This is a genomic window from Bartonella sp. AA78NXGY (assembly GCF_042197005.1).
Classification (GTDB): Bacteria; Pseudomonadota; Alphaproteobacteria; order Rhizobiales; family Rhizobiaceae; genus Bartonella.
Genome location: NZ_JBHIRI010000023.1, coordinates 1 through 10,459, shown reverse-complemented (window position 1 = coordinate 10,459; position 10,459 = coordinate 1). Strand labels below are relative to the sequence as shown.

The 10,459-nt window shown below is 37.6% G+C and carries 16 protein-coding genes and 1 pseudogene; 9 read left to right on the top strand and 8 right to left on the bottom strand.

Translation table 11 applies throughout. The annotated features are described in order from the left end of the window. The 5 genes and pseudogenes from ACFINL_RS08840 to ACFINL_RS08820 form a co-directional block, all read right to left on the bottom strand. Positions 1-290 (bottom strand): annotated as a pseudogene (locus ACFINL_RS08840) (hypothetical protein); the annotation flags it as partial. Positions 291-374: 84 nt separating this feature from the next. Next, positions 375-899 carry a hypothetical protein gene (locus tag ACFINL_RS08835; protein WP_375651416.1) on the bottom strand — a complete coding sequence of 175 codons (525 nt, stop codon included), beginning with the start codon at positions 897-899 and terminating at the stop codon, positions 375-377. Between the two features lie 290 nt (positions 900-1,189). Continuing rightward, positions 1,190-1,579: a hypothetical protein gene (locus ACFINL_RS08830; RefSeq protein WP_375651415.1), complete on the bottom strand. Its 390-nt coding sequence runs from the start codon at positions 1,577-1,579 to the stop codon at positions 1,190-1,192. Between the two features lie 219 nt (positions 1,580-1,798). Beyond that, positions 1,799-2,932, bottom strand: a complete 1,134-nt coding sequence (locus ACFINL_RS08825; RefSeq protein ID WP_375651414.1) for a hypothetical protein — start codon at positions 2,930-2,932, stop codon at positions 1,799-1,801. After that, a complete protein-coding gene (locus ACFINL_RS08820) occupies positions 2,922-3,395 on the bottom strand; it encodes a crossover junction endodeoxyribonuclease RuvC (protein ID WP_375651413.1) in 474 nt (157 codons plus the stop codon). Before ACFINL_RS08820 ends, ACFINL_RS08825 begins: the two co-directional genes overlap by 11 nt. A gap of 75 nt (positions 3,396-3,470) precedes the next feature. Here ACFINL_RS08820 and ACFINL_RS08815 point away from each other — a divergent pair, with 75 nt between their 5' ends. Further along, positions 3,471-4,106 carry a hypothetical protein gene (locus ACFINL_RS08815; RefSeq protein WP_375612671.1) on the top strand — a complete coding sequence of 212 codons (636 nt, stop codon included), beginning with the start codon at positions 3,471-3,473 and terminating at the stop codon, positions 4,104-4,106. Positions 4,107-4,304: 198 nt separating this feature from the next. On the opposite strand, the gene ACFINL_RS08810 is transcribed toward ACFINL_RS08815, so the two are convergent. The 3 genes from ACFINL_RS08810 to ACFINL_RS08800 all read right to left on the bottom strand — a co-directional run bounded on the left by ACFINL_RS08810 (position 4,305) and on the right by ACFINL_RS08800 (position 5,967). Continuing rightward, complete coding sequence (locus ACFINL_RS08810) at positions 4,305-4,661, bottom strand: hypothetical protein (RefSeq protein WP_375651412.1); 357 nt, start codon at positions 4,659-4,661, stop codon at positions 4,305-4,307. An 81-nt stretch (positions 4,662-4,742) separates the two neighbouring features. Further along, entirely contained in the window at positions 4,743-5,069 is a 327-nt protein-coding gene (locus ACFINL_RS08805; protein WP_375610982.1) for a dATP/dGTP diphosphohydrolase domain-containing protein, read from the bottom strand. Positions 5,070-5,643: 574 nt separating this feature from the next. Further along, positions 5,644-5,967 (bottom strand): hypothetical protein, encoded by a 324-nt coding sequence (locus ACFINL_RS08800; protein ID WP_375635087.1) that lies wholly within the window; start codon positions 5,965-5,967, stop codon positions 5,644-5,646. Between the two features lie 113 nt (positions 5,968-6,080). Here ACFINL_RS08800 and ACFINL_RS08795 point away from each other — a divergent pair, with 113 nt between their 5' ends. From ACFINL_RS08795 to ACFINL_RS08760, 8 genes are all read left to right on the top strand, one after another. Further along, positions 6,081-6,407: a hypothetical protein gene (locus tag ACFINL_RS08795; RefSeq protein WP_273721234.1), complete on the top strand. Its 327-nt coding sequence runs from the start codon at positions 6,081-6,083 to the stop codon at positions 6,405-6,407. A gap of 245 nt (positions 6,408-6,652) precedes the next feature. Continuing rightward, complete coding sequence (locus ACFINL_RS08790) at positions 6,653-7,033, top strand: hypothetical protein (protein WP_273791750.1); 381 nt, start codon at positions 6,653-6,655, stop codon at positions 7,031-7,033. A 113-nt stretch (positions 7,034-7,146) separates the two neighbouring features. Further along, positions 7,147-7,656: a hypothetical protein gene (locus tag ACFINL_RS08785; protein ID WP_375651411.1), complete on the top strand. Its 510-nt coding sequence runs from the start codon at positions 7,147-7,149 to the stop codon at positions 7,654-7,656. After that, on the top strand, positions 7,653-8,114 hold the full coding sequence (locus ACFINL_RS08780; RefSeq protein ID WP_375651410.1) for a hypothetical protein: 462 nt from the start codon (positions 7,653-7,655) through the stop codon (positions 8,112-8,114). Before ACFINL_RS08785 ends, ACFINL_RS08780 begins: the two co-directional genes overlap by 4 nt. Positions 8,115-8,119: 5 nt before the next feature. After that, on the top strand, positions 8,120-8,521 hold the full coding sequence (locus ACFINL_RS08775) for a hypothetical protein (RefSeq protein ID WP_375613985.1): 402 nt from the start codon (positions 8,120-8,122) through the stop codon (positions 8,519-8,521). Further along, positions 8,515-8,946 (top strand): hypothetical protein, encoded by a 432-nt coding sequence (locus ACFINL_RS08770; RefSeq protein ID WP_375651409.1) that lies wholly within the window; start codon positions 8,515-8,517, stop codon positions 8,944-8,946. The genes ACFINL_RS08775 and ACFINL_RS08770 overlap by 7 nt, the downstream gene beginning before the upstream one ends. Positions 8,947-9,388: 442 nt before the next feature. Then, positions 9,389-10,183, top strand: coding sequence for an ERF family protein (locus tag ACFINL_RS08765; protein ID WP_375651408.1), 795 nt, complete (start codon positions 9,389-9,391; stop codon positions 10,181-10,183). Between the two features lies 1 nt (position 10,184). Continuing rightward, the coding region (locus ACFINL_RS08760; protein WP_375651407.1) for a YqaJ viral recombinase family protein at positions 10,185-10,459 on the top strand (275 nt) is incomplete at its 3' end.

Below are 10,459 nucleotides of genomic sequence, written 5' to 3'. Positions count from 1 at the left end.
CGGGTTTTATCATATACATGCGCATTGCCATAAACAAAACCACCAATGACAGCGTTGCCATATACCCTTGCATTTTCGTAAACACGACCAGATTTTACAACACAAGCATTATCATAAACCCAGCAATTGCCATCATGAGAAAGGTTATCTTCCTTTTCAATAAAGCCGCCTAAATCACCAGCTTTAACATCAGCAAAGTCTTTTAAAGCACGAATGCGGTATAAAGTAATCCCTTTAACGTGACTTTCATTTATAAGCTCATATTTTTTAGATACATTTTTAGTGGTCATAGGTAGCTCCCTAATCTAATATTCAAACAAATTTTTAAATGAAATGGTTATAAGGAGGCGCCCCCGCCGCGCCCGCGCCGTTATTTAAGCTGTTTTCCTATGAGGACGACACATAACAAAGCAAATTTCACCATAAGGAGAAAGGCGTTCTGTATAAACATTATTCATTGTGTCACCACAAATATTCTTAGTAACAATAGCCATGCCACATGCATTGGCATTTTCATAAACATGCACTTTACTTACAATTTTTGCACTATCGAAAACATGGGCATTATCATACACATGGGCATTGGCAAAAACCTTTGCTGAATCGTAGACGCGAGCATTACCATATACAAAACCACCAACACCTGCATTGCCATAAACCTGCGCATTTTCGTAAACACGACCAGGGCTCACAACAATGGCCTGATCACCAACCCAGCAATTACCATCATGGGAAAGATTTTCTTCAGATTCAATATAGCCACCAAGTTGACCAGCTTTAACATCACCAAAATCTCTTAACGCCTTAATGCGATAAAGTTTTTTACCTTCGCGAAGAATTGTTTGATTGGTGAGTTGATATTTTGGAGAAGTTTCTTGATTTTTAACTGTAGCGTTCATGCTAGTAATCCTTATCAATGAAGTTTTTAATTAACAGCCCATAAGGGCGTCGGGTGCTAAAAACACGGTGATAAGTCCGCCGCTATGCTTTTCCCTCGCGAAGGGTATTGTATGGCATAGCTACACCCGACATAACCGTTATATGCCAATGATAGCATAAAAGAAAGTCAGTATTTTGAAGATGGGAAAAACCTTATCGTGGTTTATCCGCTTATCACAAGTGTTTTTAGCACTTGTTGACCTTTCTAAACGAACCTTTCCTTAATGTCAATACGTATTTTTTATTTTTTTCACTTTTTTTCATTTTGATACCTACCTAATTGAATACCAAGTGCTTTCTCTAGCTCGTTGTCTATATCATCATAAGTTTTCACTGCTTTAACTGTACGTTTTTTGATTTCCCTATTCACCTCGTCTATCAACGCTTCGCAACTCAATACGCTTCTTGGCAAATCACCACCGTATATCCAAGCTTTCACTTGCGCCTTGGTACTGTAATCAACATTCTCAGGCATCTCATGATACTGACCACCGTCAAATTCTTCATATTCTCTTGTACCATCATCATATTCGTAAAGATTGTAAAAATACTCTGCTACCCCTAATCCCCATGGGGCATGCCCCACCGCTGTTGCAACAAACTTTTTTCCCCCCTTCTGTTTACGTTTTTTTAAAAACATCTGGTTTAATATCCCCTATCTAAATCCATAACTTTACCAATGGGTTTATTTGCCTCAAAATGGACCGTACAGAAGCGTTTTTAATTTCAATGTGGTTTTTATCACAAAATCTTTAAATCGCTCTGTACGGTGCCTTTCTGTCAATTTAAACGCATATATATTCTCAAAATCATCAGCAAACTTCACTACTTTGCTGTTTTTTCGGATCCATAAGTGTCTTTAAGCGTAGATCGCTGTTGCAAGTTGATTGAAGCTTTCTGAAAGGTTATTTGCGAAATTGTTTGACGGTGGTTTATAACATGCGCTTTCATATAGTTTTTTCACTTCTGATTTTTTGTGTTTCTTAATTACCAATCCATATTCTGGATGCGTAATCCAATTATCCCAAGCGCTTTGCCAATCGCGTTCATTTGCATTGTGACATGGATTGGTTTTTGAAAAGCGTACAAATTTTTCAAATTCTGATAAGGCTTCATCATGCGTTAATCCTTGTTCAGTTGCGTATTGAAAATCGGGTTTGAAATCTTCTAGTATTCTTTCAACTTCTTGTTTTTCCCTTATTTTCTTTGTTCCTTCAAAAAAGTTTGCTTTCTCTGGAAAATAAGCAGGCATTATCTTATCAACGATTTCTGAAAGTTGTTTTCCAACCTTTTTAACTTTTCGTGAAGGCAATTTCGCAATCATCGCTTCGTTAATTTGCCATCGGTTGTTAACTTCGTTTGAAAGATTGATATTTTGCTCGCGAATGATTGGTTGTTTGGTTTCTATCGTTTTGATTTGCTCTGATTGAACATCATCACACTCGATTGGCTCGTCAACCAAATCGTTTGTTTCTAAATTTTCAAAATCAATTTCTCTTTTTGATAAAATAATATTTTTATTTTTTTTGTTATTGTTATTGTTAATGTTATTGTGCATTTCCAAGCATTGCTCGTGCATTGCGTATGCATTGCTTGTGCATTGCTCATGCATTGCACGTGCATCATCATTACTTTTATCTTTGTTTTTATCCCATCTAGCTTTTGCTGCTTTTGAAGCCTTTTCCGAAGCTTTATCTAAATTCTCATTAGAGTTATTGAGTTCTTCCTCAACATCTAAATTCCACAAGCGACCATCTGCTAAACGAATGAAATATCCTTCTTCAAGCAAAACATTCAGTGCCGCTTCAAACTTCTTCACTGAATAACCAGTGTAATGAGATAAAACTTTAATATTATAAAAAAGAGGTTCACCAGTATGCAACATACGTAACCGTAATCGCATATAGATATTGCCCTCTACAGCAGGCAAATAATCAACAACTATTGCCCACTTGTCTGCAAAAAGCCTCGTCCATGGCAACTTAGTTGACATACCCCAATTCCCTTTCTTTAACTAAATATAAAATTGCTAAAGCATCTGCTTCGTTATCATCTTTCGGATTGTGCCCTTTTGCACGCACCGCCTTAATCATCTCTTCTTTCGATGCATTCCCCTTGCCTGTCGTCGCTTTCTTAATCGTACTTACTTGTATCCCCTCATACGGTATCTGATGCTGTTCACACCACGCCGTTAACGTTGCTAACAAACCACCGTAAACATGCGCTGCATCTGTACCTTTATGACGCCTCACCTCTTCAAAATACACCACGTCAATTTGACCTGCTGTCTGCTTTATTTCTGATAGCCATTGCTTAAAGCGCAAGTAACGCATTCCACCGCCTTCAAAACGGCGTGATTGAAAATTCACGGTACCACTGAACATGTCACCACTTGCACCACGTATCGCCCACCCCGTTTTGGTACCTAGATCAAAACAAAGAATCGTGTTAATCACAGCGCCACTCCATACGAAATGTATTTTATAAGATTGTTTTTTTCCGAAAATGAAGGAAAGAAGGGTGTATAGGATATGGAAACAATACTTAAATGGATAAGTGCATTAGATACTACTGTCATTGCTATTCTTAATGGAATTTTCCTTTTTTGGTTTAGAAAACAAGACTTAAAAAAAATAGATGAACAAATAAAGCACCTTGAAAGCCAAGCTGAAACGGCAAAAAAACATCTCACCATCTTATGGCAAGAAAAAGAAACGCGAGACTTAGGTCCAAATCTAAAGGTTGTTATAGATGGGAAACCATACGCATATAGGAGCGGTAAAGATTTCTTTATTAGAGTAGATGTAATCATAAAAAATCCTACAAAATATTCAATAAAAATGAATAATTTTCAGATAGATAAAAAAAGTCCGTTTGCATTTGTTGAAGGTGGTTCTATAGATCATGTAATAGCTTTTACCCCTGAGAATGAAAAATACATGGGGTTTGAAAGCCCTTTTAGAGCAGACTTAAACTCTCAGGACATATGCGGCTATTTTAGTCTAAAAAGACATGAAAAAGCACTATTTACTCTCACAGTTCGCCACCTCAAACCAAATATCGAAACTGTACCAATCTTTATCATTGAACACACTTCATCAAATCACCCAGAAAGAGTGGTTCAAACTAAGTTTTGGCCTAGCTTTTTTCTATCTTTTGAAGAATAGAAAATGTTAGAAGGAGATAATTTTTGAATTATCTTTTCTTGCTCGTGTATTATTTTATCTTTTTCCATTATCTCATCTCTTAAATTTTGTGTCTTTTTATAGAAGTAATAAACGTGATAAAGTGCCACTACGTTACAAATTATTAATGTGATATATTTAGATAAATACTTAATTTCTTCTGGACTCATCCCTCTCACCTCACTTACTTTTCTTCTTATTCTTATGAGGCGGCGCTTTTACTGCTTCATCACGCTGTTTAAGCTCTTGTGTTAGTCTTTCAACTTCCTCGTCGCGTGATTGAACATCTGCTTTTAGTGTCCGTATCTTTTCACTTTTCCGTGTAAACTCTTCTCGATACGCATCTATACTTTGTTTTAGTTCTTCAGTCTTTTGTTTCAGTTGTTTAATTTCCTTGTCACGTTCTTCAAGATCCGCATCACATTCATCAATTGTCTGCTTGCTTTCCTTTAAATACCTAAACTCATTCTCTTTCATTTTTTTCTTAAGATCTTGAACCTGCTCTTTAAGCGCCTTAACTTGGTCGCGATAATGCAATACGAAACATCACTCCGCTTAAGAGCAAAACTGAAACCACTGCTATCCATAAAATCTCATTCGAACTCATCTTTATCTCCTTTAATTTTTATGAGGGCGGTCATCATGACCAATCTGTTGTGCTTCGCATTCCATTAAAAAAAGAATGCAACAAGCCGCATGTGCCAAGTGTGATAAATCACTCTCAGCATCCTTATGCTCTCCACCAAACCATGCTAATAAATGACGTAAAGCAGCACCGTGTAACCTGCTCCAGTGCATGCCATTACGCCAATTGTTTGCTCCGTACTTCTTTGCCCCAAACTCTAAAACTTTACCAATTTCAAGCAGTGCCAACGGCGGTATAAGCTCTACACGAGGCTTACCATCATCATTCTTATGCGCTTCATTTGCATTATGTGAACACATATAAACTCTGTCGCCACCATATTCTTCAGTGCCGCAAACATATGCATTTCCATAAATCTTGGCCTTACCATAAACCACGGCATGACCGAACACCTTAGCAGCATCACAAACCTTGGCATAACCACAAACCTTGGCGTTGCCATAAACCTTGGCGCTGCCATAAACATGGATATTATCGTAAACGTAAGCATTACCAAAAACCGCAGCCTCATCACAAACCTTGGCATTGCCAAATACATGCGCATTACCACAAACCTTGGCGTTGCCATAAATCGCAGCTGCTAAAAGAACATTGGCATTCTCATAAACACGGGCATTGTCATAAACATGAGAAAAACCAAGAACCTTGGCATTGCCAAAAACACGTGCATCACCATAAACCCATGCCCTATTCCCAACCCAACAATCGCCCTCATGAGAGAGGTTGCCTTCACTCTCTACAAAACCACCAACATCACCTGCTTTAACTTTTCCAAAGCTTCTCAATGCACGAATGCGGTGAAGAGTTTTTCCAGCAAACTCAATTGTTTCATCAGTAAGTTCGTATTTCTTTTCTACAGCCATCATCACCTCCTTAAGGCTGCAAAGTCTCACGCGCGCTATCAACGCCGGAACTTTTTGCAAATGTAGTCATTGGGGGGTGTTGCTCTTGCATTAATCTCTGCAAGCGCTCGGGATAAAAAAAATCTTCTGGACGCAAATCTATCCCATGATCACGTGCGTAATTCAAAAGCATAATTTGGTATTTAGCTGGTATAATTCCGCCTTTACCCTCTAGTTTTTTTAAAGGATAAGTCCATTTATAAACAGCAGACACATGGCATTGAGAAATCAATGACACACGTTTCGCACCGCCTAAATATTTTATAATCGTACCTGCTGAATTTTTGATATTCATTTTAATTTCTCTATTTATCAAACAGGCATTTATTCGATTATAGAAAAAATGTCAACATTTTTTCTATAATAGAAATGTTGATATTTTTTAAAACAATAGGAATATTGATAAGTATGGATATTCAAAAAGAAATAAAAATTTGGGCAAATGAAAAACTTAAAACAATGGGTCATGGGTCCCGAACTGAATTAGCTAAACATATGGGACTTCATACATCTGTTGTATCTAAGATGCTTTCTGTCGATGATGATAAAGAAAGTAGAAGCATATCTGCTGATGAACTCGTTAGATTAACTTCATTTTTTAAAGCTCTCCCCCCTCATTTTATACCCGATAATTGTGATGATTATTTTTTAAAATTATATTCCTCGGCAAAGCCAGAGCATAGAAAAGCCGTCATTTCTTTTCTGCGATCTTTGCAAGAAGAAGATGGAAAATAACCACCCGTTTTTGCTCATTTGTTAATGACGAAAATATTTTTAGAGCTTTTTTAGACTGCTTCATACAGAATTTTCTCCACATTGAAATGAAAATTAAATTACTTTTTTGTGTAGACTATTTGTCTATCACTAAAAAAATTTTTTTCTGTTTTAGAAAAATTATATTGACTTATTCTAAAATCGAAAATATGTTCACTCCATATCTTAGAAAATAACTTTTGCCAATAGGCTGTATGGAGGCATTTGTGAATAAACCAGTGTTTATAAATTCTGATGAAATTCTCTTAGTGATGTGCGAAAATGAAGAGCAAAATCTCGCTAAATCTGGTCCTTTCTTAGAAGAAAGTGACATGATCAAATTTATCGACCAAGCCGATAATGCTGTCCAAATTTTGCGTATTGAACCAACGACTAATCGTTGCGAAGATATCTCTGAAGATATTGCCGAATTCTATCTTAAAGAATGTGAAGAGCAGTGTTTCAACGGAAACATTCCTCACGATTTTATTCTACACAGCACAGCATACGGTTTTTTTTTAGATGATATAAAACAGCGCGAATATGATGATGCAATGTATGGTTCTTACGAACAACAACACCGTTTGCGTCCTTGTGATGTTCTTTAAAAGCTAAAGGCGTTTTTAAAAGACGCCACCTTTTCAAAAAATTCACCCCACAATGCAATGCCGTTCTTTTGCAAGAACGACAAAGGCAGAATCTAACTTAAAGGAGTAAAACCATGGAAAAAAAATACGAATTTACTGATGAAACAATCGAAGTTGGGGGCAAAATCCTTCACCGCATTCGTGCACTGAGAGATTTGGGGGACGTCAAGAAAGGTGATCTTGGCGGCTATATCGAGAAAGAAGACAATCTAAGTCATCATGGTAATTGCTGGATTGGGGATTATGCAAAAGTTTATGGTAATGCCAAGGTTTTTGGTAATGCTAAGGTTTACGAAAATGCACAAGTTTACGGTTATGCACATGTTTACGGCAATTCTCGTATTTATGGCAAAGCAGAAGTTTTCGATGAACCATGCATTTACGGTCATGCAGAAGTTTATGGCAATGCACAAGTTTACGAAGAGCCACACATTTACGATAGGGCGCGTGTTTACGGCAATGCAGAAGTTTCCGGTGATGCGCATGTTTACGGTCATGCAAAAATTTACGGTGCAGCATGTGTATGTTGGGACGACTGGATTGATGGCAATAAAAGAATCTCAACTGGAGAAAAGACCAGATGAAAAAATACGAACTTACTGATGAAACAATTGAGTTTGGGCGCAGAACGCTCCGCCGCATTCGTGCACTGAGAGACTTTGGATATGTCAAAAAAGGTGACCTCGGCGGTTTTATAGAAAAAGAGAGCAACTTAAGCCATAAGAGAGACTGTTGGATTTTTGGCAATGCACAAGTTTACGATAATGCCAAAGTTTATGATGATGCGCGGGTTTATGGGAATGCACAAGTTTATGGCAATGCACAAGTTTATGATTATGCCGAAGTTGGTGGTGCTTCTGTTGGAGATAATGCCAAGGTTTTTGACTATGCGCGGATTTATGGGAATTCTGCTATAGGGGAAAGTGTACACGTTTACGGAAATGCTAAAATTTACAATCAAGCATATATTTGCTGTCGTGTAGACATTGCTGGAAATTGTAAAATTAGTGGCTCCACCGTAATCGTAGAACGTGAGAAATAGTAATCATGGAAAAGAAGTACGAACTTACTGATGAGAAAGCTGAGTTTAAAGGGGTAACTCTTCACCGTATCCGCGCTTTAAGAGACTTTGGAGTTATTAAAAAAGGTAATTTAGGCGGCTTTATAGAACATGAAAACAACCTATCGCATCATGGTAATTGCTGGGTAGGTGGTAATGCATTCGTCTTATCTTGTGCTTGCGTTTACGATAATGCTCAAGTTTATGATGATGCTGAAGTTTATGGTAGTGCACGAATTAAACATAATGCACATGTTTACGGTTTTGCCGAAGTTTATGGAATGGCAACAGTTTCCGGTAATGCACGTATTTATGGCGACGCAAAAATTTATCGTGATGCGGATATTGATGGCGATAACGTCATGTCCACTGGAGAAAAAGCATGGTGAAAAAATACGAATTGACTAATAAAACAATCGAAGTTGGGGGCAAAATCCTTCACCGCATTCGTGCATTGAGAAGCTTCGGAAAAATCAAGAAAGGTGACCTAGGCGGCTTTATAGAAGGTGAGAGCAACTTAAGTCATGAAGGAGACTGTTGGGTTTATAATGATGCCATGGTTTATAGCGGTGCAAAAGTTTACAACAATGCCAAGGTATTTGATAACTCAAAAGTTTGTTATTTTGCAAATATTTATGAAAATGCAACAATTCATCATAACGCAAAAATATATGGTGGTCGTATTTTTGGAAAAGCACATGTTTACGAAAATGCAAGTGTTCATTGCAATGCAGAAGTGTATGGTAACGCACACATTTACGGAGATTCAGAGGTTCGTGGAGGCAGTATTATCACAACGAGCGAGAGAAGATAATTATTATGTATAGATATGAAATTAAACCTACTTTGTGTTCGCAGTTAGTTGTGAGAAATACCCACAATCCAGGTGAACTTTGTATAACGATCTCTGGAGATAAGGGCGAGCCCTATGTAGATACCATAATCTCTAAAGACAAAATAGATGCCTTCTTAAGTGAAGAGAATATCGTGCCAATGGAACTCATAGGATCGCAATGCTTTGCATTTTCATACGAATTCAGACCGTTTGCATGCACTAGATTTGAAATGATACCACCCAATTCAGATGAATCTTTCTTGTTGACGCTATATTCTGATCATTGTGCATATATAAAACGCATTCCAATTGATCGGATTGTACAACCTGTAAAGACAAAACTCTAACACCCCAAAACCAGCCTTTTAACACAAGCGTGATTCACGCCACAGGTGAATTGCGCGCAATGTAGGAAATCAAGATGAGTGAACAAAACACTAACCTAATAGAAACTGAAGAAACACATCATGTAGCCGTCGAACAAACTGTCATGGAACGTATTTTAAATAAAGCCTTAGACAGTGACGTCGATATGGATCGCTTAGAGCGTCTTCTTGATTTAAGAGAACAAGAGATAAAACGACAAGAGCGCCAAAATTTTGTCCGTGATCTTTCGGCTGTGCAAATGGCATATAAAAATATCGAACAAAACGCCATTAATAACCATACAAACAGCAAATACGCTACACTTGATCAGTACATTGATGCTGTAAAGAAAGGGCTTGCAACATACAAATTTGCTTTGTTTTATCGTATTAAAAATCAAACAGAAAAAAACGTTACCATAGAAATAACTCTGTCTCATCCTTCAGACAATCAAATCTCAACAGAAGGAACATTTCCAATTGACAGTACAGGCTCTAAAAATAGCATACAATCACTTGGTTCCACACTTACCTACGCACGAAGATACCTATTAGGCATGCTTCTTAATTTAGCAAGTAAAGAAGACGATACAGATGGAAACCCGCCTATTAAAAAGGCTTTTCCACAACAGATCAATGAAATCAGAAGACTCATAGTACAAACCCAAGCAGAAGAAGAAAAAATACTTGCTTATGTCGACGTCAAAAAGCTTGACGATATGTCTGAAGGACAAGCACAAACGGTATTGCATCTTTTGAAAAAGAAACAAAACAAGCAAAAGGTAGAAACAGATTCTACTATACAAGATGCCGATATAGCAACGCCACAAGAACAAAGAACGGCGGTGTGAGATGGAACAAAGAACAGCAGAATGGTTCCAAGCGCGCTTGGGTAAAGTCACCGCATCTAATGTTTACAACATTATCAGTAAGACAGCAAAAGGATTGCCTACGAGCAAATATGAAGACTACAAAATCAAACTCATAACGGAGCGCTTAACAGGCGAAACAAGCCCTTATTATGAAACTGAAGATATGAGATGGGGTATTGAACATGAAGAAGATGCCTTGAGAGAATATGGCTTCATTTATGATGCCAATATAACAAAGTGCGGCTTTATCCAACA